The organism is Chlorogloeopsis fritschii PCC 6912 (assembly GCF_000317285.1).
Classification (GTDB): domain Bacteria; phylum Cyanobacteriota; class Cyanobacteriia; order Cyanobacteriales; family Nostocaceae; genus Chlorogloeopsis; species Chlorogloeopsis fritschii.
Genome location: NZ_AJLN01000149.1, coordinates 76,186 through 99,399 on the forward strand (window position 1 = coordinate 76,186; position 23,214 = coordinate 99,399).

Here is a 23,214-nt window from a genome sequence, read left to right on the forward strand (position 1 = left end):
GCCGAAATGCTAATTTTAGCACTTGGCCAGGTGATTTGTCCTTTGACTTGCTTAGAAGCAAATGATTATAAAGTACCAAAGCCTTTCTTCTTTTTGTCCTTCTTAGGCTTCTTTTTCGTGCTGGCAACACCACCATAACCCCGCCATCCTGGGGGAGCGGGACGATTGCCAGCAGCAGCGTAAGGATCGCCTCCCATTCCACCGCCAAACATTCCCGGCATACCAGGAAAGCGGCCTTGCCCCATTTGCTGCATCATAGAACGCATTTTTTGGAAGTCACTTACTAGCTTGCTGACATCCGGCTCTTTATAGCCACTTCCGGCTGCTACCCGTCGCCGCCGACTGGGTGAACTTGCTAATAAATCTGGATTTTTGCGCTCTTGGGGAGTCATGGAATTAATCATCGCTTCGCAGCGTTTAAGCTGAGTTTCGCCTTTTTGGAGTTGATCGTCCGTCAGCTTGTTCATTCCGGGGATCATCTTGATGATGCCTCCCAGGGAACCCATATTTTTCAGCAAGCGCAACTGTTTGAGAAAGTCGGTAAAGTCGAACTTTGCTGACAGGATTTTCTCCTGCATTTTCTCGGCATCGGCAAGATCAATTTCTTCTTGGGCTTTTTCTACCAGAGTTAAGACATCGCCCATCCCCAGAATTCGCGATGCCATGCGATCGGGATAAAACGGTTGCAGAGCTTCGACTTTTTCGCCGACACCAACAAACTTAATCGGCGCTCCAGAAATCCGCCGTACTGATAGGGCAGCACCACCACGGCTATCACCATCGAGTTTGGTAAGAATTGCGCCAGTAATCCCAACCTGTTCGTGGAAAGTACGGGTAAGATTTGCTGCTTCTTGCCCGGTCATCGCATCAACCACCAACAGAGTTTCATCAGGCTCAACTGTTTGTTTAATGCGAATTAATTCTGCCATCATATCTGCATCAATTTGCAGACGTCCAGCAGTATCAATTATGACGGTATCTACACCTTCTGCTTTGCCACGCTCTACACCTTGCCGGGCAATCTCTACGGGATCGGCATCGCTTCCCATTTCAAATACTGGGACTTCGATTTGCTTACCCAGGGTAACGAGTTGATCGATCGCTGCTGGGCGATACACGTCTGTTGCTACCATTAAGCAGCTGCGATCTAATTTCCGTAAATGTAATGCTAACTTAGCTGTCGCAGTGGTTTTTCCCGTACCCTGCAACCCAGCCATCAGCACAACCGTAGGTTTATTTTCTGCTTGCGCTAGGGGTACATTTGTTTCCCCCATTACCTGCACCAACTCATCGTATACAATTTTGATGAACTGTTGATCGGGACGTACTCCAGCAATTACCTCGGCTCCCTGTGCTTTGGCTTCAATCTCGCTAATAAATTCTTTGACTACCTGGAGATTGACATCTGCCTCCAACAAGGCACGGCGAACTTCCCGCAAGGCATCTTGAATATTGGATTGGGAAATTTTGTCCTGTCCCCGCAGTTTTTTCCAGGCAGATTCTAAACGGTCAGCAAGTGCATCAAACATAATGATTAAATTTGTTTACAGGTAGTTAGCCAGCTAAAGTTTTTCCCCTTTGGGTGGCGACTGGCACGTCGCTCAGAAATTTGATTGAGAATTTCAGGTGCTATTTACCAGCTTAGTAGTTTTCCCGATCAACTGTTGCAACCGAGTACCAAGGAGCTTTTTCCTTTAATATTTTTGAGGCAACTTAAATTTGCAAGCTGATTTCCCGACTATTGGCGCATGGCGATCGCAAAAATTCCTGGATTCTATAGCAAAAGTAACATTTTATACGAATTTTAATTTTATTCATGATTTTATGATAAAATTAGAGAAAATATTTTTGATTATAATTATCCAGTTAATTATGATAATTTAATGACAATCTCTGCTGAAAAAGTAATATTGATATTTTGAAGAAATTTATTTGAAGATTTGATAAAAATAACTAAAAAATTATAATCGTCAATCTTATCAAGTTTTTCTGTTCAATCCATAGTTGATTTCAAAAAACTCATTTAATCATAAAGATTGTAGTTTTTTAGAATAATTAAATACATTGAATGAATCTATACTATTAGATATGACTAATTTTGAAATTATTTAGTCATAGTGGATAGTTTACTTTGAATTCCTCTTGATAATTGCAATCAAAGGAATTTCAAAAGATTATCTGAGTAATTTTTTAACTGTGAATGGAGATTTTGAAATGACTATAGCCAAGCGTGAAAATATTAATTTCTATGATGAAACTAAGCACAAACTGAGTTTATTAGTTAAGCAAATATTTGTATTTGGCTTAAGCCTGATAGTTATTTTACTCCTAATAAAAGATAAATTACTGGCGTTTTCGTTGATTTTAAGTTACAGCTTAAGTATTTTGTTGATTTTTTGGAATCAGAAACAACAGCAGAAGAAAAAAGAATCTGAAAAAGAAATCACAGCATCTCATCCTAGAAATTTATTAACCGATGTTGTTCTTGATATTAATAATTTTCAAACTTTAGAAATTAACCAAGCAAAAGAATTTAGTTTATTCCAGAATTCTCTCCCCAAAATTCTTAATCAAAGGGCAGACAATCAAAATTCTAGCAGTGTAACTTTAATTCTTGCAGACTTAAGTAATGCTCAGTTAGCAGGCACAAATCTTGATGGTGTTTATCTTAGTGGTGCAAATCTCAGAAACGCCAATTTGAAAAATGCTAATTTGAAAGGTGCCAATTTCAGTAATGCGAATCTTGAAAACGCTTGGCTTGAGGGTACTAATTTAGTCGGCGCTAACCTCAATAATGCTCGACTAGCAAGTGCCAACCTCAATGGCGCTGATTTAACAGACGCTAACCTTGGTAATGCCAACCTTAGTAATGCTCAGTTAGTAGGAGCTAATTTTAGTGGTGCTAACCTTAGCAATGCTCATTTAGCATATGCAAATTTCAAAAATGCCAATCTCAGTGGTGTTTATCTATGGAATGGAAACCTGAACAATGCTCAACTAAGAGGTGCCAATCTTAGTAGTGCTTATCTGAGTAATGCCAAGTTGAATAATGCCAATTTTAGTAATGCAGTTCTCAAGAATGCTCAACTCAGTAATGCCAAGTTAAAGAATGCTAACTTGAAGAGTGCTGACATGAGCGGTGCTCAGTTAGTGGGTGTTAGCTTTAATCAAGCCGATCTTACCGATGCCAACCTAGAGAATGCTAATTTAGAGGGCGCTAATCTCAGCGGAGCCAAACTAAATGGTGCTAACTTAAAAAATGTCAAAATCAATCAGGCAACAAAACTAGATCGGAAATGGCGTTTAGTTTGGGAGACTGTAAATCAGGGAGTTAAGGGTAAAGATATCAAAAATGCCGATTTTCAGGATGCCAATCTTCGGGATGCCGACTTTAGAAATACTGATCTGAGCGGTGTTAAATTTAAAGGGGCAATCTTAGAAAATGCTCGATTTGGTGAAAATCAAGGGCTATCTGTTGAGATGAGGCAACAGCTAAAGCAACAAGGAGCAATTTTTGAAGATGAGTTAGGCGATCGCTTTGGTAGTATCAATACATACGATATTCAATCGCACTAAACCTATCTTTTTCTATCTAGAAACGAGTTGGCATTCATAAACCGAGCAACTAAGTAGACTAATGTACTAGCAGCCATGCCTGGAAGTACTTCATAAACAATACTTGACCATTTAAAGATTAAACTCCAAGTCATGGCGGCAGTAATGCCAACACCCATCATCGACAGTGCTACAGATGTACTTACAGGTAATTGCCAAACACGTAATATTAGTAATGGGCCTAGAGCGGAAGCTAAAGCTGACCAAGAGAATGTAACTAAAAGGAAGACATTATCATCACCAGCTAGAGCAATACTTAAAACAATCATTGCTACAGTCAAGGTTCCGAGCTTGACTAGTTTATAAGAATTGGCAAAGTTAGGAAAAATGTCTTGGGTGAGTGCTGCTGAACAACAAAGAATTTGTGAATCTGCGGTAGACATGGTAGCAGCAAACACACCTGCTAGCATAAGTCCAACAAATATAGAGGGTAACAACTCCTGGGCTAAATAGGGCAAAGCTAGCTCTGGATCTCCTCCATCCATTAATCCAGGTAAAAGAACTCGCGCTGCTAAACCTACACCGATCGCACAAAAAGAATTCACTAAACCGCAAACTGTTTTGATATAGAGAGCTTGATTTACATTATCAGGCGAGTCAATCGCCATTGCTCGTGTCAGGATATGAGGTTGTCCTACCACACCAAATCCAGCTACAATCCAACCAAACAAAAAAGGTATAAAGCCTAGAGGAAGATTTGTAGGACTCAGGCTAACTAGTTTAGGATCGATAGCTGCTAGTTTTGTCAAGAGTTCTGCTACTCCACCACCGTTAGCGATCGCAACCGTCAATAACAGCAGTAACGAACCTATCATGATGATTCCTTGGGCTGCATCTGTCCAGATTTCGGCGCGCACACCTCCAGAAAAACAGTAAATGATGACAATGATAGTTCCAAGTACAATTCCTAAGTAGTAATCCCAACCAAATACTACATTTAGCGCCTTACTGCCGGCAACAAGTTGTGATGCAGCATAGGAACCAAGAAAAGCGATAATTATTACACCTGAGACAATAGAAATCCAACGAGCACCTGAGGTATTTTGAGCAAGTAAGGCAGAGACTGTATCAGATGAGGTTTCCTCAGAAACTTGTCTTAACCGTTTGAAAAAAAACCACCAGGCAATGTAATCTCCTATTGCCCAGCCAATCACCAACCAAATAGAAGAGATTCCTATTTTATAGGCAAAGCCAACCTGACCCAAAAATAACAAGCCACTCTGCCCGGTTGACATTGCCGATAGTGCTGTGAGCCAAGGATTTACGCCTCGGCTAGCTAGCAGGTAATCAGCAGTTGTATTTTGCTTGTGGGTTGCAGAGTAGATTCCGACAAAGATAATTAAGGCAAGAAATGCGATGAAAGTTACTGCAATAGACAGTTGACTAGCCATAAAGAATTAGGGGAACTTGGTTAGAGAGCTTGCACTCCTAAAGGCACACCAAATCATCCCTTAATTTCACCAAAAAGTAGAATCTACCTGCGAATAGATTTTCAAACTTCAGGAAGTATCACCATCCCCAACTACCGGGAATGCCTTTAAAAGGCCCGACAATATCACTAGTAATCCAACCACCATAGAAATTGCCTGGTTGGGGTTGCACCTTTTCCTCATTGACGTAGCAGGCATCCATAAGATGGGCATAAAAAGCTACATAGTTTTTAATTGTTGCAAAGGCTGGTGTGGGGTTGGGATAGAACCAAGCAGCATTTTGCACTTCTTTGTCATTCACGCGGATAGTGTAGTAACCAGCACCTCCTTTCCACTCACAAAAGCTAGATTGCGGTGTCTGGATTAAGTACTCCATTTTGATATCTTCTGGAGGAATGTAGTATACAGGTGGATGACTGGTTTCTAAAACACGCTTGGCACGATGGGTATCTGCAATGATGACATCATTAAATATGACTTTGATATGCTTGTTTGTATCCTCCAGCCGAGGAGGGCGGGGATAGTCCCAAACTGATTCTTGTCCGGGTGCAGGATCGATGCGTTGAGGTTTTACCATCTTCTGAGATTGTAAAGGGGAATGGGGACTAGTGACTGGGGATTAGGAAGAGTTTTTTTAATAACTCTTGATAAATTGTAATATTTTTTAAGAGAGACTAAAAGCCGATCGCATCCACATTCCCGGACTCTAATCAGAGTCATAAAAATTACTTTTACCTTCTTCCACAGTTGATGAGATAAGTTCTTGCAGTTCGTAAGATGGATGTAACACTGCCAGATGATTGGAAAATTTGGGTAAAAAGGACAAAGGATGGTGAAAAATTCTAAAAAAGCGCTTTCTATTTTAACTCTAGAAAATGGCGATCGCTTATCTCGTCACGAATTTGAGCGTCGTTATCAGGCAATGCCGCAATTGAGAAAAGCTGAACTGGTGGAAGGGGTTGTGTATATAATGGCATCGCCCCTGAGAATTAAAAGTCATGGAGAACCACATGGAGATTTAATCGGGTGGTTGTGGTTGGCAGTATCGGCTTTACTGTCAAAAGAGATGGCAACGGTGCTATCCGTGTTACAGGCAGGTTTAGCTACCACTGAACATCAAGAATTCATGCAAAAGTTGAATAGATACGGGGAATAGGTGCAAGCGATCGCCCACCGTTAATTACTAATCTTAGAGTAATTTATCAGGATTTAGCGCTACACTCAACAACGCCAACATTTTTATAACTCGACGTGTGTAGTGAGTGTTAGGCTATGAGTTTATCTCACGCAAAGTCGCAGAGTCGCAGAGAGTAAGAATTTTAAATACGTGATTTCTAAATTGTATACCTCTATTCAGCAACGCTGAGTTTTATTTGATTAGCGCACTTCTTTGAGACTTTCAATTTGCTTAGTGAAAAGCTCTGTAAATAGACTCATCACAGTTCTTTCTTCACGAACTTTGATTTTAGCACTAATAGACATTCCAGATTGTAGAGGAATAGTTTTCCCTTTAATATCTAAAGACTGTTGATGTAAATTAATTTTGGCTGGAAAGCGATAGTAAGGATGAGTTTGATCTGGTGGTAAGGCATCAGAGCCAATCCACGCGACTGTTCCCTTAATATCACCAAATTCACTAAAAGGGAAAGAATCAATTCGGACATCAACTTTCATACCTTCGCGAACAAAACCAATATCTTTATTTGTAATAAAAACTTCAGCAATATAGTTATCATTTGGTACAATTTTAAGTAGTTCTTGGCTGGCATTTGCTACAAAACCAGGATTTTTAGCTTGCAAATCAAATACAGTTCCAGCTACAGGCGCACGAAGATTTTGGTATTTAGCATTCAATCGTGTTTGTGAAATTTTGCTATTAACTTCAGCTAACTGTTTTTCATTTTCTAGTAAAATTCTAGTTAGTTGGCTATCGATGTCGGCAATTTTATTTTTGTTATCACTTATCTTTTCTAAGATGTTTTTCTCAGAAGCAGCTACTGTATTTTTTAACTCTTGTTGTCCTTGTTCAATGTCAAATTTAAGGCGCTGGTTTTCCTCCATCAGTTGCGCTATTTGTGCACTATTATTTTGTACTTTTTGTTGCTGTTGGAGATACTGAAGTTGAGCGATCGCTCCTTCTTCAGATAGTGTTTTCATTTTTTCTAAAATTTTTGATTCTATGGCTAAACTGGCTTGAGCATCAGATATTTGAATTTGATTTTGGGAGAGTCTTTTTCTGATTTGTTCAATTTCCATCTGGGCTGCTGTAGAACGAGAATCTAATTCTCTTTTCGCTGCATCTAGACGTTGTTTTTCATCAACTCCCATTTTGATATCTGAAAGAGAATTCTGTAATTCTTTCCGTAACAATTCATTCTCTGCGACTAAAGCAGCACGATTCTTCAACAAAAAAGCAGCTTCTTTCGGTAAGTTGCCACGCAAAAGCTCTACATCGGCTGCAACAGGAGACGTGGAAGCAAATAAATTCCGATATATTTGTATTTCTTGAATTAAAGAAGCACGAATTTTATTTAAAGAATCTAATTCAGCATTATTAGCAGTAGGATCAAAATCTAGTAATAATTCACCAGATTTTACTTTTTTTCCATCTTTAACATAAACAGCTTTTACTACTCCATTAACAGGAGCTTGAATTTCCTTTACAGTTCCTTCTGGTTTTAATTGCCCAGTAGCGGGAACCACTTGCTCAATCTTGGCAAAATAAGTCCAAGTTATTCCAAAACAAGCCAATCCAATTAAACTTATCATGATTGCGCGTGACCACACTGGAGATTGGCGTAGCACAACAGATTGCTCAAAGGAATTTTCTTGATAAGATTTTGAAGGATTTGAAAGAGGTTTAGAAGCTTTAGAATCTGCAAGAGTTAACACCTGCTGATTCTCTAATTTTGCTCCATTTTCATGATTGCCGTTAGAATTATTTCCATTTAGTTGATTCATAGCCGTTACTATATTTGGAGATAGTGAGATGAATAAGACAACATAATGACTAATTACTGTTGTAGAGACGCGATATATCGCGTCTCTACAATTTATACATTCACTTCTTGTTGTTGAAATAAATAAAAATAATGACCTCTTAAAGCCATTAATTCTGCATGACTACCTTGTTCAATAACTCTACCACCATCCATGACGACGATGATATCTGCATTCCTGACAGTATTGAGACGATGAGTAATGAAAAATACTGTTGTTCCTTGGAATGCTTGTGCTAGGTTAAGGCAAACTTGCCGTTCTGTAGGATAATCTAAGGCGCTGGTTGCTTCGTCTAGAACTAATAATTTTGGTTTTTGTAAAACTGAACGCGCGATCGCTATTCTTTGTCTTTGCCCACCGGAAAGTGCAGTACCCCTCTCGCCGACTCGCGTATTGTAACCATTAGGTAAGTTCATAATAAACTCGTGAGCGGCGGCAATTTTGGCAGCTTCGATAATTTCCTCTGTTGTGGCATCAGGATTAGTAAGAGCAATATTTTCTTGAACTGTACCATCAAATAACAGCGTATCTTGAGGAACTACACCAATCTGTCGGCGCAGAGAATAAAGTTCTACTTTGGCTATATCATAACCATCAACTAAAATTCTGCCGGATTCTGGCTCATACAACCGAATTAATAATTTCATTAAAGTACTTTTACCTGCACCACTTTTGCCAACAATTCCTACAAATTTACCGACAGGAAAATTGAGGTTGACATTATCAAGTTGTAGCGCACTACCTGTATTGAAGCGGAAAGAAATATTTTCATATTTTACCGCTCCTGCAATTGCAGGTAAGGGAATGTTATAACGGTCTACTTCTGCTTCTTGTGGTGTATCAACAATATCGCTTAAACGTTCCAAAGACAAGGCTGTTTCTTGGAAGCTTTGCCAAAGTTGTGCCAAACGTAATATGGGACTGGTAACGTAGCCAGAGATAATTCTAAAGGCAATTAATTCTCCTAAAGTTAATTCTCCTTGCAGTACTAAATAAGCACCCAACCAAAGTACTAATAAACTACTGAGTTTATTGAGAAAGTTACTAGTAGAATTAGCAAGAGTAGAAGTAACTACAGTTTTAAATCCAGCAGCAACATAACGAGCATAACGCTCTTGCCAGGAAAAGCGCGATCGCAACTCAATATTTTGTGCTTTGACAGTTTGAATTCCAGACATAACCTCAACCAAGTAAGATTGAGTTTCAGCATTACGTTCAGCTTTGCTGCGTAGTTGTTTACTAACTGTGGGAGAAGCAATTAAAGTGATAATTATAAACACCGGAATTGTTGCTAAACCAACTAGTGTTAGCTGCCAGCTGTAAATTAGCATGACGATGATATACACCACAGAAAACAGAGCATCTAAACCCACTGTTAGAGCAGTACCAGTGAGAAAAGAACGGATGTTTTCTAATTCGTTGATGCGAGTGGAAAGTTCTCCAACGGGGCGGCGTTCAAAATAGCGTAAAGGTAGGCGTAACAAGTGGTCAATAATTTCTGAACCTAACCCCATGTCTATGCGGTTAGTGGTATCGACAAATAAGTAAGTTCGCAGTGTACTAAGTACAGCTTCAAATAAGCTTACTACTAACAGCAAAACACCTAAAATATGCAAAGTGTTGATACTGTTTTGAGCGATGACTTTATCGATAATTAACTGAATGACTAGCGGGTTTGCTAGTGCTGCCAATTGTACAAAAAAAGAAGCAACAAATACTTCTAAAAGTACACGACGATAGCGCGATAAATAGGGAAGAAACCATTGTAAACCGAAACGTTGCTGGGGTGTCGTTTTGCTAGGAGAAAGTAGCAATACCTTTACTTGTGGTGGATAGCTGTTTTCTTCAGCATTTAATTGGGCAACTACTTCAGCTGGTTTATAACGCAGAATTCCTTGTTCGGGTACACCTAAAACAACAACACGCGAGCTTGCTTCATACACAACTGCATAACTATCACCATAGGAAATCAACGCTGGGGTAGGAATACGCGTGATATTGCCAACAGGTATATCTACTAATTGTGCCCTGAGTCCGATTAATTCTGCTAGGTAGGCACAAACAGGAAAAGATATACTACCAGTACGTTTGATTTGCTCATTTAAAACGCGGCGAACAACCTCCCGTCGAAACGGTATTTGCAAGTGTTGGCACAGCATTTGAAAGCAGGCGATCGCACTCTTTAATTCTCCCCTGCCACGTACAAATGGATACTTTTTGATTTTCTGCTCTGTCTTGGCAGTAGTAATTTCTGGTGGTGATTCTTCCTCTGGTGCGTAGGGGATATCAAGATTGTCTGTATGATTTGATGAACTCTGTTGGATGGGAGCTTGTATCTGATAACTATGAGGTAATAAAGTTGAGCTACTTAACCCAATTAAACGCGCTGAATTTTTCCCCTTCACCTCAAGCACATCTTGTTCACCACTCGCTTCCAAGCGAGAACCAACAGGGAATTCAGTTATTACTCCACCGCCACTGACAAACCAAATGTATTCTCTATCTAACTGGTGAAATGGCGTTTTACCTGGTGGGAGGTGATGTACCTTTGCTTCTGGCAATGCTGTTTGAGCAAGTTCTTTAATATTAAGATTTGCTTGAACTTGCACTTGTTGTTGCACACCTAAAATATCAAATATTTCTATTAAATGACACTGATTTTTGCGAGCATCGCCAAAAGCTGAATACTCATCAAGCAAACGCAAATATTCTGTAGAACTGATTGTTAAACATATGACTTCAGTTGAGGCGATCGCTGTCTCGCAAGCTATGTCTCTTATTAAACTAATTTCGCCAATAATTGCTCCTGGCTCTAGCAATTTTATTGTAGTTGGCATTTGAGTGCGAGGATCGTATGCCAACAAACGTATTTTACCTTCATAAAGAATTGCTATGCGCTCAGGAATTCTTTCTTTACTAAGTATTTTTTGACCGATGCGATAACGCCAAGGTTGTAATTTTTGTGAAAAACTAGTGACTAACGCAGTTGGTAATTGGTCAAAACCTTCAATAGTAGAAATAAATTCCTGAAAAGAGCTTTGAATATAAGTCATGGTAATTTCAAATTATAATTATTGCTAATAGTTAATAACCATCAACTATTAGCTATTAACTATTAACGATGAGCGACAGCAACCATTTCAGATTGATGAATTTGCCAATTCTGTGCTGAAATTTGCATTTGCAACCATTGATGAAAACGTTCGTTGAGTAACCGCTGATGCATTGAAGATTCCAACTTTGCTGGTACTAACTTCTCTAGGCGAACGATTACAATCCAATCGCCTACTTGAGTAGGTGGTAATAATTGTTGTGGTTGACTCGCTAATAATAATTTCGCTAAAATTGGGTGAAGTGCTTGTAACTCAACAGGCCCAACTAAACCATCTGTTTCTTTTTCTGGGCCTTGTGCATATTCTCTTGCCATTTGGGTAAAAGTCTGCTCTCCTTCGAGTATACGAAAGTAAAGCTCTTGGGCAATGCCTATATCAGACGTGCTAATCAGAGAGTAAACAACGCGATCTAACAAAGGTTTGCGTTGGACAAAATAAGCATCTAAATCTTTTCCCCAGTTGATTTGTTTGAATTTTTCTAGTTTTAATTGCCGAACAGCTAGCGCTTCAAACTGCTTGGCACTCATGTTATTTTGCTGCAACCAAAGCTGAAATGTCGCATCGGAAGTAAGTTTATATTGTTGTGCTAGTTGTTGACAAGCAAGTTTCATCTCCTGTTGCGTACACTCAATTTCTGCTATTGCTTGGTTGATGACTATTTCTTTTACTAGCTGCGGTAGCAATTGATATTCTGCTAGCAGTGGTAAAACTTCTGTGGCAGTTAGTATGCGATCGCCTACTTGCAGAACTGGAGACATAAAACTTTTCAAAGAGGTTGCCAATTTGGTAAATTTTCTCAAACCAATTAGTTAGAGAAGGTTAAACTTAGGTTAAAAAAACATAATTGCACTTAGGTACAAGATGTGCATCTGGTGTTGCACACAGTCCAAACTAAAGCTTTCTGTCAACTACAGAAAAGAGATATTTATACTAAATGTGTTACGCCCCATTTATGATATTGGAAAGACACTATCTTGCTCACCCAAAAATCTGTAATTAACGATGAATCGAAAATCTTCTAAATCTTTTGACCAATTTTCTAGCAGTAGTTGCAGCTGCTGCTTTCGTTCCTGAACAAGATAACTAGCTAATTCATAGTGAAAACTGCCAGAGAATAGCAAAGCTGGTATCAGCGGTATTTCAGGTTTTTGAATTTGCGCTTCATGTAAATTCACTACCAACTTACACCGTTCCAATTGATAGAAGAAGTTAATCGATGCCTGTACAGGAGCTATACCCAAAGTAAACCAAGGCCCAGCCGTAATTAATCTCTCTACAATAAATTGTCTTCCTGTATCTTTGGTATTAGGAAAACCCATCAGAATTTTGGGATTAATACTGATACTTTGGTAGTCAACATAGGGTAGCTTTTCGATTAAATTGTGAATTAGTTCTAAGATTTTCAATTGCTTGCAATTTTTAACATTTATTCTTTCATTAAAAGTAATGCTATGAAGTTTAGTAAAAATAGAAACTCCATTTTGAAATACTAGTTGAACCACACCGACTGTCACGATTGGCTGTTTTTGTAATTCCCAATCGATAGGAATTATTCCACTCATTTTGAGAAAATCAGGTTGGAGGCTTGTCGAATGAAATTGATTACTCACCAACTCTATAGATACTTCTTCAAATTCTATAGTTCTTGCTTCTATATTAGAAAATAACTGAGTGCTTAATGTAGTATGCATTTTTCAACTCCAACTAAGATTTCAATCTTAAATTCTTCAATCTAAAGATTGATATAAATATAGATTTTTTTAATTTTAATAGTTTTAAAAGATGTTGCATTATTCTACTAAACTCTTAATAAAATTAAGCGCTTAAATAGAGTTAATATAAGTATTTTTGCCGAAATATTTATATATTTTTAATTACAAAAAATTGAACTTACAACAAAATTATGAACACCTCTTGTCCCTAGTCTCTAATTCACATTTATATATAAATTTAATTTCAGTAAAATTGATGATTTTTTGCTAGCAGACAAGGGATGGCTTTTAGATTATTGTTTGATTTAGAACTGTGTCTACAGTAATTTCACTTAATCTTAACTAAGCTAGTCAAAACAAAAAAACTTGAGAGAGCCAGATTGCTCTAATTTCTCGTTACCAGGTTCAACCTGGTAACGAGGGTTTTGTGGCTGCTGCTTAGTGGCTGTTGGTAGGAGGCTTTTGTAGGGTGGGAACTGCCCACAACGTAAAAATAAGGGTTTGAGGAAAGTTAGGCAGTGCCCACCTTGAGTTATTGGGCTTTATGCCTAAACTGAGCAAAGCCTTTACGTCTCTACTTAGGTATTCATGTACTAGGCAACAGTCACATTTGTCTGTATACTCAAACTTGCCTTGACGATCAGATCGTTGAAATCGCGATCGCCCCCTCCTGCTTGATCCTCAAATCCAAAGATGTTACTACCCAACAAGCGAATATGATCTACTTTGTCAGAGTTTCCATTTAAGAATGGGAAGTAAACTTTCAAGTCATCACCACTTGTATCGTCATCATCATCATCAGACATATCATCAGGTGTGCCGTTAACAATAATGAATGGTGCAAACAGCAAACCACCTTGGAAAGAACTGGAAAAATTAGCTGCTGCTTGGTTGTTTACCTTTAAGTCGATACCAGCAATACGTCCTTTTACCGCTGCTTTAATATAACCAGCATCTCCTGGACGCAGGTCAATAGTACCATCGCCATTGGTATCAATACCTCCTTTATCATCAGATATCTGGTAAAAGCCGACAAAATTATTGAAAGCAGCTTCTCTGTTGACAAAAAATTCAGCCTTAACCTTAGTATTGACACTGACTTGACGTAAATCAATTAGTTCACATTCAGGCTTTCCTTGTAAATCTGTACCCAAGGGTAAATCTTCATCTGTAGTATTAATTTTTAGCGTCAGTTGTTCAAACTCGCTAGATGTGCTGTTGAAAGAGCCTTTCCACTTTAAAAAGAAGCCTTCATCCTCCGAAGTTTCCAGTTGGAAATTCTCAGAAGAGGAAAACAATACGTCTGTAATGGCTGTTTTCTTAGTTAATACAGCTTCAATACTGCTATTGCGTACTAAGAAAAATTTCAGGTTTGCGTTAGAGTTGAATTGCAGCAGATTTGTCAGGTCAGTGGTACTAAAACCATTAGGGGAATTAGCAATTGAGGAGAAAAGCACCTTGGCTCGCTCTAATGCTGCTTCGATGTAACCTGCTGCTCCCGGAGCAATACCGTTAATCCTACCTTCTGCATCGTCAACGGTGTATACTCCTATTTCACAAGCATTCTTAAACTTGTGCTCTTTTACTTTGATAGAGATTTTGACTTTATCAGCCTTAACTTTACTCTTGATAGATAAAGAATCCTCAGAAATCTTGACAAAGAACGACGTAGTTACCGTAGTCTGAATGGGAATTGTATCATTTAGGTCGTTCACGTCAACAGTCAATTGCTTATCATAAAAAAGCCCGCCTGGATCGGTAGTGCGAACGCGGATTTTGTAAGCAGACTTGGTTTCAAAGTCGGGAGAAGCTTTGATTTTAAGGCTGTTACCCTCAATAATGAATGCACTATTGTCAGTATCGCCTGTTCCTGAGACTAAGGTGTAGATGTGTTTGGTGTCTTGATCTGGATCGGTAGTGTTGAAGGTACCAATAACTGTTCCTGCAACTACGTTCTCATCCACTTTAGTAGCACTTAATGTTAAATCAGTGGGAGCTTGGTTGGGGGGTAAAGTCCACAGTTCTTTTCCATTCGTACCATCATCAGCAAAGAAATACAGCGTGCCGTTGACGTCAGTCAAGTCAGAGGGAGAAGAGCTACCAGTCATATTTATGTCTGTCACCATCATGGTTCCAGCAGCAGTGCCATCACTCTTCCACAACTCTTTTCCATTAGTGCCATTATCGGCAACAAAATAAAGTGTGCCGTTAATATTTGTCAATTCGGTAGGAGAGGAACCACCCATTGGGTTAATATCCTTGACTAGGACAGTTCCAGCAGTGGAACCATCACTCTTCCACAACTCCAAACCGCTAGTGCCATTATCTGCAACGAAATACAATGTGCCGTTGACATCGGTTAATTCTGCTGCAGAGGAACTACCAGTCGTGTTGATGTCTTTCACCATCATCGTGCCAGCAGCAGTGCCGTCACTCTTCCACAACTCTTTTCCATTGGTGCCATCATCTGCAACAAAATAAAGCGTGCCGTTGACATCGATTAATTCTGCCGCAGAAGAACCGGAACCAGCAGTCGTGTTGATGTCTTTCACCATCATCGTGCCGGCTGCGGTGCCGTCACTCTTCCACAACTCCAAACCATTGGTACCATCATCTGCAACGAAATACAGCGTGCCGTTGACATCGGTTAATTCCGCAGCAGAGGAACCACCAGTCATGTTTATGTCTGCCACCATCATCGTGCCAGCAGCAGTGCCGTCACTCTTCCACAACTCCAAACCATTGGCAGCATTATCAGCAACAAAATAAAGCGTGCCGTTGACATCGGTTAATTCCGCAACAGAAGAACCAGAACCAAGAATTATATTGATGTCCTTGACTAGAACAGTTCCAGCAGCTGTGCCATCACTCTTCCACAACTCCAAACCGTTGGTTCCATCATTAGCGACGAAATAAAGCGTGTTGTTGACATTAGTTAATTCTGCCGCAGAAGAACCGGAACCAGCAGTCGTGTTGATGTCCTTGAGCAAGATTGTGCCAGCAGCAGTACCATCGCTCTTCCACAACTCCAAACCGTTAGTTCCATCATCTGCAACAAAATACAATGTGCTGTTGATGTTGAGCAATTCGGCTGGCAAGGAACCAGAACCAGCAGTCGTGTTAATATCCTTGAGCAAGATTGTGCCAGCAGTGGTGCGATCGCTCTTCCACAACTCCAAACCGTTGGTTCCATCATTAGCAACGAAATACAGTGTACCGTTGATGTTGATCAATTCGGCAGGAGAGGAACCACCAGTGGGATTAATGTTCTTCACTAAAGATGGTACAGCGAGGACTGCATCATAAGCTGCCAGTGTTGCGGGAATAAACACCAATTTCTCAGTCAAATTTCCTGTGCTGACTTCCAGTTCCCAGTCACCACCTAATGCAGCATTGCCAGTGCGATCGTCAGATGCTGCCACCACTGCACCAGTCATTTCACTCAAGCGGTGTACAAATTCTCTGCCAACTTCCGTTTGTGCTACTTCACAACCATATAGCAGCAGTTGGGCATTGGCACTCAAGGCATCTGTCCAGTTTATTAATTGTTCAGCATAGTGGTTGAGCGTTTCGTAGCTCAATTCACTATTTCCCAGGTAAACTCGCCCCGGTGCGCCATGAGAAACTATGTGGACACTTTCCACTCCACAGTGCTGAGATAATATCTGAGTAATTTGCGCTACACCATCTTGCTCAGGTTGAATAACATAAGTTTGAATATTTGATACAACACCTTGCAGTAGTGTTTCGTAATTGCTAACTGCGGAGTCGATGAAAATAACACTTGTCATATTCTTCATCATGTCTATCTATAGTTCCATCAAGTTTTCCGTATGTAGAGTTCCCAAAAAAATATGGGAAAATAACATCAAGCTACAAATAATACAAATTATACATAAGTCTCTTAAGTACTAAGCTCGCATTTCTTGTTAAATAAAAATTAAGTTCGACAAAAAAATATAGATGCGATCACTTTTTTGAACTACATAAAAAAATGTGTCTGTAGAAGTTTCCCCCAAGGCACAAAAATACGAAGAAGATATCAAAGATAGTAATTACGCTTTTTCGTTACAACTGAGGTAGGCAAGCAGCCCACCATGATTTCTAAGTGATGCTAAAGTCTGTTCGCACAATGAACAGGAGCCGCAATACCTTACGGGAAGCCTTACTCTACGAGTTCTGTGTTTTGCAGTACGGGTACTCTGCCGCGTCAAGCGCGTCTACGCAGTCGCCTACAGAGGAGCCACTGTGTTGGGAACCCGCAAGGGCGCACTCCAATAAACTGTATCCCTCGCTGAGACTGAATGGTGTATTCAACATACCACTCGCTGGAGAGTAAGATACACGCTGATTAACTTAGATTACTAAAATTTAGAGTCTTTAAATACATTAAGTTTAGCTTGCCTATTAACCAAGCTAAATACAGGTATAAACTGTATTGTAGTTATAAGCTCTCACAAAGCGTCTATGTCTAAGAATTGCCCCTAAATTCGCTAATAGACAGATACTTGCCAAACCCAACAAAATGTATGTAGGAGCCATAACTACTCCAATCATGAACCAAGCAAGTACATGCAGTATCATGAGTAAAGCAAAGATATTGGCAATTCCAGCAGCTTGCCAGACCTGAACAGCCGGACGATGCAACAGTGTAAAAATTATTGTCAATGAGGTAGCAAGCAGGTTGGCTGGAATTAGAAAAGCACAAATGCCAATACAGTAAGTGCTTGAGAATTCGGTCAAGGTGTTGAAGTCTAACATTAGTTCTCTTGGGTTAAGTTAACAAATTTTGGTGTTGCTATACAGGTCGGAGTCTCGCTATCCTTGGCATCAAAACTTTTACAATAGTTGTGATCAAAATCTTCGATTTTTAAAAGAGTCATAATATTTTTCTCATCATTTTGTGCGGTTTATTTTCTTGACTATTTATAACTAGACAAAAATAATTGGTTCTACTCTATCTTTTCTCATCCAGACTTAACTCAATTTCAGAACTCAACATCTTTATAAACTTCTACTAAGGGGCATATTAAGGTTATATGTCGCCCGACTGAGATGTGTAAAAAAGCGTAATGTTAGCTTTAGCTAGCAGGGATACGCTCGATCTGGGCATAGCCACTGAATATCAACTGTTGACCTTGAGTTTCTAATCGGTTGAGCCACATCGTAATGCCATCGAGATCAAAGCGATCCAAATCAACCATGCAATCCAAAACTTGAGCTAATACGACGCTCAGAGTTTCAGATATGTGCCGTTGAAATTCTGGTACGGTGTCTGGTTCAAACTTCGGATCGTAGAAAGCAAGGCGGCGTCGCCGCTCAATGGCTATGGTTGCACTCAGGCTGATTGGCACTAGTTCGCCGTTGCTTAGGTCTGCCTTAGCCCAAATTCGCACCCGATTGTTGGGCAACAACTTTAACTGGATGGCTTCAAAAGAGACCAACTCACTGGTAGATATGTCGGATAAGGCAGGCAGGGAGAGATTCACCAGACGCTTTTTCACCAGTTCCGCCTTGAAAGCGTGGTTGATGCCTGCTTCTGAAAGGATGACTTGAGCCACAGCTTGGGTAGGTTGCTTGAGAGTGAGTTTGCCGCTCAAAACGCTGCTGAAGTCAATTGCTACCGCATCAGTCTGAAAAGACACTTCTTCTGCCCTGAAATCATTGCGGATGACAAGCCCACGACCACTCATTTTGAAGCCATCGATGCTGCCTTGCAAGAGTTTACTGGAAGGGTGGCATTGGACAAAGACTTCTACTGACTCGCTTTGAGTAAATAAGTAACGAATCGTTTTGCTAGCAACAGTGTTGAGTAAGCGCTCTCCCCAATCGCTTCGAGTGGGATTAGTTAAATCATTACGACTGCCAAACATAGAGGTTTCCTCCACAAAACTTCTTCGGCTCAATATGGATGCCAGGGAGCTAGTTGAGGAGGTAATCAAGCATTGATGCTAGCAGGGTTTGGCCTCGTTTTCTGGCATTGTAAACAACAATAAAATGACCAAGCTTTAGCTAGAGACGGTGCCTGAATCTAGCCTCCACTCATGTTTCAGCAATTGCTGGTACGTTATATCCTGAATAATCATCTGCTTATACAACATGAGTAAAAACTCGTGGGCTTGTTCACGGGACATATGCTGTACTTGGTCGGCAAAGCAACGGATGCTAAATTCTTGCTCTAAAGATAATTTGATGGGCTGATTCATCGCTGGCTCCTGTACCAAACTGGGACGAAAATTAGAGAGTCAATCCTAGCTAGATATCTTAAGTTTGAACCTAAATACCTAGCTATTGTTACACCTAGCTGACAGCAAATGCAGTCATCAGTGTCAGAGCAACAAACAGGATAGCTACTGCCCCTTGGAAGATGTAGCGCTGTTGCTGTTCTGGTGAGGGATACTCTGCCAAGGACATACCAGGCTGAATTGCGTAGTTATTGATCATTCCCTCATCATCTAATGTGTAGCCAGTTGCGAGAGGCATATTCAGCAATTGACTGCCGTCTCTGTGCCTACGCGCTTGAACTTCAGCGGGGATCAGTTCACTGCCATCACTACGAAGATGTGCAATTGCTTTCTTCGGTTTCTTTCCTGCTGTTAACTCTCCTTCTTTGTTGAAATGCATTTCCAATGGCTCGCAGATGTACACTTCAGCTTCAATAAAGAAGCTGTCAACAGTCATACAATCATCAAGGTTGAGGGTCTTCCCTTCTTTATCGGTGTAGCGCATGGGCGTGACCTCATGTAAAGTTCTATATAGTTATTATAACGAATTATTTACGAGATTCACGAGGTTGAGATACTTGTGATATTATTATCTTTTATTTGATTGATAACATCTTTACTTTTATAAAAGCTCCAAAAATTGTGTTGCAACTCATATGGGGTCTTGTCTATCAATCTTCAAATCTATGTTGCACCCAAGATTCAGCAATAGTATTGCTAATAATAGAGCTTGATATTTTCAGGATTTAAATCACTATGTCTAGGAACATGACCTAAAATCTGTTGAGCGATCGCGTATGAAGACTGTTGGCAAATCGCTAAAGTGGCAAGCACAGCAACAAACTCATCCAGATCCAGAGGTTTGGTGAACCACAGATCAAACCCAGCACACAGAGCATGTTGAAGCATCTTTTCATTGACATAGCCCGTCACAGCAATGGCTAGCACTACTTCCCCTCGCTCTCCCGCGTTGGTTCTCACTTGTTGAATTAGGGCATAACCATCTTCCTTTGGCAAAGCAATATCACTCACGAGGACATCAGGTGGCCACTGCCTAAATATTTCCAGAGCTTGCTGGGCTGAAAACGCTTTTTGCACCTCCACACCATAGAGTTGCAGCAGCAGCGCAATCAAATCGCAGAAATCGACATTATTGTCTACAACCAGTACTCGCAGCCCTTGGAGGGATGAAAAATTAGTAGGAAATTCATTACTTGTATACATCGCAACTCCAATCAAAATTTCACGTGCAAGTGGTTGTAAAAAGTTGATCGCTTAAACAAGAGTTAACTGGAAGGTAACTGATGTCTTATTGATTTCCCTACAGCATGACAAGTTGCTGTTTGATTTCTGGGGTTATTTGGTTAACTTCGACATGAAAAGTAAGGAAAGTTTCAGATCTGAATTCCTTCTATATTCTTTTACTAAAAACATCCAAAAAGTTGTGGAGCAGTGACTATAAATAGAAATAGCCACTGCCCCATAGATACTATTTCCTATCTAAGCGTTTGCTTACGCAGGAATCAACACTGTATCAATGATATGGATCACACCATTATCAGCAGCAACATCTGGTGTTGTGACTGTGGCATTGTTTATCTTGACACCATTAGAAGCGTCAATTTTCACATCTTCACCTTCAACCGTTTTAGCCGATTTCAGCTTCACCACATCCGCCGCCATCACTTTGCCTGAAACAACATGATAGGTCAGGATTTTTTTGAGCTTGGGAATGTCCTGAAGCAATGCGTCTACTGTACCTTTAGGAAGCTTTGCAAACGCCTCATCAGTGGGTGCAAAAACGGTGAATGGTCCAGTTCCTTTAAGAGTATCTACCAAACCAGCAGCTTTGACCGCAGCTACTAGGGTGCTGAAAGAACCAGCATTAACAGCAGTATCAACAATGTCAGCCATGTATTTCACTTAGCGAGCGTGGAATCTGTTAACAAGGTTTAGTATGGCACCCTGTTGTCATATATCATGTTTGAGCAAGCGTTTGATTAGCGTATAAGTTGTATAGTTTTTAATATAAAAATTCCAATTTTTAAAATAAATTGCAAGCTTATCATCTCAAATTATGCTTCAGTAAATACAACAGTATTATCACTAAAATTAAAATGGAAGGTTATTGCTATAGAGATAGTATGTTCTTCCAGTTACCCAACTTGTATCCTGTGAGCTTTTAGAAAACTATAAACTGCTACTCTATAATTTTCTTCTATACATTTATCAAAAGGTTGATTTTTTAAATATAAAATAAATAAAATAAAATATCTTGCAGTCTTTCTTAGCTCTGCATTAATATTGTCCTTTAATTTTTCTTTGTTGGATTGTTAGAATGTAGTTAAGCTCATGCGAGAGACAAAGTTATGGTTACAAATAAATTTAATGATACATTAGCAGCCATTGAGTTAAATGCAGCCAGAAAATTAAACTGGGATTATAGCCAGTTTAAAGACTTTTTTAGTTTTACAGTCAATAAAGAAGCTATTGAGATAGCGCTCAAGAATAAAATCGAAGAATCTCAGTTGGAAACTTTAAAGCAAGCTTTATTAGATTATGGTTTTCAGTACAAAAAAACCGTAAATGATTTGATCTTGGTTTTTGAGCAAGATGTTGAATTAAGATAAAGCAACATCGTAGATTGCTAAGAATACTGCCCTAGCAAGTATTACATGGAAATAAGTTGAATCGAACTAAGATTTCCGGAGCGCAGTGGAAGCGGAAAAATGTACCTCAAGTCCTTGCCCGTCGCTGTGTCTACCCCAACGGATTATTGTCTGTTTGAACTACCTTAAAAAATGAGATGCTCCCAGTTCAATCAGTCTCAGTAAACTAAGGTCGAATGGTTTGAGTCAACAGTCCTCAAACCCCATCTCCAGAATTTAGGCAAGACTATCGGTTATCTGGGTTGTGACGCGCGTAGACGCGGAGCGGCTTGTGGCTAGACATCGCTCTTGAAGTAATTCCTGTTGTCTACTGGAGAGCATTAATTAGATAGTCGAAGTAAGTGCCAACAACAAGCGCATCTTCTCCAGACAACATCGAGCTAGTGATGTTCTTCATGGCACGGACACTTTCGGCAACGGCGTCAATAGGGGTGCCGAGGGATCTGTACATTTGGCGAACACCAACGATTCCGATCTGTTGAATTGGCGTAACGTCTCCAGCCGCAACACTGTAAGTGATCAAGCGCAGATAGTAATCCATATCCCGCAGGCAGGTGGCAGTCATCTGGTTGCCGTAGGCATTTCCACCTGGAGAAATAAGGCTGGGACGCCTTTGGAAGAGTTGGTTTCCAGCTTGCTTAATAATGCGATCGCGGCTTTGAGTTAAAATTTGCACAAGGTGTAGACGGTGCTCACTGCTCTTAATAAAAATCTTGATCTGATCCAGTTCTCCAGGGCTGAGATAGCGAACCTCGGCATCTGCATTCACAATCATCTTCGTAATAATACTCATTAACAAACTCCTGAAATTAAATTTAGGTCTATCTGAAACGATTAAATTGTTTGCAGTTTGAACCCGGCTCTGCAAACGGTGCAGTGTAGCATCTGGCGATGAGCGGTGCTTTTAGATTAACGATACCGCTCACAAATGGCAGATTGATTGTTAGGTATTAGCCAAAATAATTGACAGACTCTAAGCGATCGTTGTGCATTCTCCCATTAAGCATTTTTGCTCCTCTGAGATTAGCCCTGCTTAGATTGGCTCCTTTGAGTTCAGCCCAGTTTAGATTAGCATCGCTTAGATCTGAGTCGCTCAAATCTGCGTTGCTCAAGTGTGCCCCAGTCAAATCTACCCCACTCAAATTTGCTTTAGCTAAACTAATCCCTCTCCAGTTTGCTTCTCTAAAAATTTTTTCCCCAGCTGCATATTGCCTCAAAACTTCATTGGCATCCATATTGGTTGCCTCGCAACGTGTAGCGTTGTCGCTATGTTTGTTCATTATAATCCACAATGTGCCACTGTAACATCACAAGTTCACTCTTTGCGATCGCATCTTTTTATACTCTCATTGTTCAGCCGATTGGAGTCTAAAAGAACACTGTGAAGTACAGGGAATTATCTCCTCAACTGCTTGCCGACTATTATTAAAGCCAAACACAGTCATACTAAC

Annotated in this window: 18 protein-coding genes and 1 pseudogene; 3 read left to right on the top strand and 16 right to left on the bottom strand. The window is 40.0% G+C overall.

From position 1 onward, the window contains the following. Positions 1-65: 65 nt before the first annotated feature. Positions 66-1,529 carry a signal recognition particle protein gene (ffh, locus tag UYC_RS0133270; protein WP_016876708.1) on the bottom strand — a complete coding sequence of 488 codons (1,464 nt, stop codon included), beginning with the start codon at positions 1,527-1,529 and terminating at the stop codon, positions 66-68. Positions 1,530-2,214: 685 nt separating this feature from the next. Between ffh and UYC_RS0133275 the strand changes: the two genes are divergently transcribed. Next, complete coding sequence (locus UYC_RS0133275; protein WP_235083007.1) at positions 2,215-3,576, top strand: pentapeptide repeat-containing protein; 1,362 nt, start codon at positions 2,215-2,217, stop codon at positions 3,574-3,576. Positions 3,577-3,578: 2 nt separating this feature from the next. On the opposite strand, the gene UYC_RS0133280 is transcribed toward UYC_RS0133275, so the two are convergent. Both UYC_RS0133280 and UYC_RS0133285 read right to left on the bottom strand, forming a co-directional pair. Continuing rightward, positions 3,579-5,006: a sodium/proline symporter gene (locus UYC_RS0133280; RefSeq protein ID WP_016876710.1), complete on the bottom strand. Its 1,428-nt coding sequence runs from the start codon at positions 5,004-5,006 to the stop codon at positions 3,579-3,581. Positions 5,007-5,124: 118 nt separating this feature from the next. Beyond that, entirely contained in the window at positions 5,125-5,622 is a 498-nt protein-coding gene (locus UYC_RS0133285; RefSeq protein WP_016876711.1) for a DUF427 domain-containing protein, read from the bottom strand. A 252-nt stretch (positions 5,623-5,874) separates the two neighbouring features. Between UYC_RS0133285 and UYC_RS40485 the strand changes: the two are divergent. Beyond that, a pseudogene (locus tag UYC_RS40485) lies at positions 5,875-6,078 on the top strand (hypothetical protein); the annotation flags it as partial. 344 nt (positions 6,079-6,422) lie between these two features. On the opposite strand, the gene UYC_RS0133295 reads toward UYC_RS40485, so the two are convergent. From UYC_RS0133295 to UYC_RS0133350, 11 genes are all read right to left on the bottom strand, one after another. Beyond that, positions 6,423-8,006, bottom strand: a complete 1,584-nt coding sequence (locus UYC_RS0133295; RefSeq protein ID WP_016876713.1) for a beta-barrel domain-containing protein — start codon at positions 8,004-8,006, stop codon at positions 6,423-6,425. Positions 8,007-8,098: 92 nt separating this feature from the next. Continuing rightward, entirely contained in the window at positions 8,099-11,098 is a 3,000-nt protein-coding gene (locus UYC_RS0133300; protein WP_016876714.1) for a peptidase domain-containing ABC transporter, read from the bottom strand. Positions 11,099-11,160: 62 nt separating this feature from the next. Beyond that, positions 11,161-11,916, bottom strand: coding sequence for a peptidylprolyl isomerase (locus UYC_RS0133305; RefSeq protein ID WP_016876715.1), 756 nt, complete (start codon positions 11,914-11,916; stop codon positions 11,161-11,163). A 192-nt stretch (positions 11,917-12,108) separates the two neighbouring features. Further along, positions 12,109-12,849: a hypothetical protein gene (locus UYC_RS0133310; RefSeq protein WP_016876716.1), complete on the bottom strand. Its 741-nt coding sequence runs from the start codon at positions 12,847-12,849 to the stop codon at positions 12,109-12,111. A 614-nt stretch (positions 12,850-13,463) separates the two neighbouring features. Next, positions 13,464-16,661 carry an ELWxxDGT repeat protein gene (locus UYC_RS0133315; RefSeq protein ID WP_016876717.1) on the bottom strand — a complete coding sequence of 1,066 codons (3,198 nt, stop codon included), beginning with the start codon at positions 16,659-16,661 and terminating at the stop codon, positions 13,464-13,466. A 625-nt stretch (positions 16,662-17,286) separates the two neighbouring features. After that, a complete protein-coding gene (locus UYC_RS0133320; protein WP_016876718.1) occupies positions 17,287-17,631 on the bottom strand; it encodes a hypothetical protein in 345 nt (114 codons plus the stop codon). Positions 17,632-17,951: 320 nt separating this feature from the next. Then, entirely contained in the window at positions 17,952-18,743 is a 792-nt protein-coding gene (locus UYC_RS0133330) for an LmeA family phospholipid-binding protein (protein WP_016876720.1), read from the bottom strand. 135 nt (positions 18,744-18,878) lie between these two features. Further along, on the bottom strand, positions 18,879-19,076 hold the full coding sequence (locus tag UYC_RS0133335; RefSeq protein WP_016876721.1) for an NblA/ycf18 family protein: 198 nt from the start codon (positions 19,074-19,076) through the stop codon (positions 18,879-18,881). 94 nt (positions 19,077-19,170) lie between these two features. Further along, complete coding sequence (gene psb34, locus UYC_RS0133340; protein WP_235083008.1) at positions 19,171-19,551, bottom strand: photosystem II assembly protein Psb34; 381 nt, start codon at positions 19,549-19,551, stop codon at positions 19,171-19,173. Positions 19,552-19,811: 260 nt separating this feature from the next. Continuing rightward, a complete protein-coding gene (locus tag UYC_RS0133345; protein ID WP_016876723.1) occupies positions 19,812-20,318 on the bottom strand; it encodes a response regulator in 507 nt (168 codons plus the stop codon). A 288-nt stretch (positions 20,319-20,606) separates the two neighbouring features. Then, positions 20,607-21,008, bottom strand: coding sequence for a fasciclin domain-containing protein (locus UYC_RS0133350; protein ID WP_016876724.1), 402 nt, complete (start codon positions 21,006-21,008; stop codon positions 20,607-20,609). Positions 21,009-21,463: 455 nt separating this feature from the next. Here UYC_RS0133350 and UYC_RS0133355 point away from each other — a divergent pair, with 455 nt between their 5' ends. Next, entirely contained in the window at positions 21,464-21,724 is a 261-nt protein-coding gene (locus UYC_RS0133355) for a hypothetical protein (protein WP_016876725.1), read from the top strand. Positions 21,725-22,070: 346 nt separating this feature from the next. Here the strand turns inward: UYC_RS0133355 and UYC_RS0133360 are convergent, their stop codons facing one another. Further along, on the bottom strand, positions 22,071-22,556 hold the full coding sequence (locus tag UYC_RS0133360; protein ID WP_016876726.1) for a globin family protein: 486 nt from the start codon (positions 22,554-22,556) through the stop codon (positions 22,071-22,073). Between the two features lie 157 nt (positions 22,557-22,713). Continuing rightward, positions 22,714-23,043, bottom strand: coding sequence for a pentapeptide repeat-containing protein (locus tag UYC_RS0133365; protein WP_016876727.1), 330 nt, complete (start codon positions 23,041-23,043; stop codon positions 22,714-22,716). Positions 23,044-23,214: the final 171 nt, after the last annotated feature.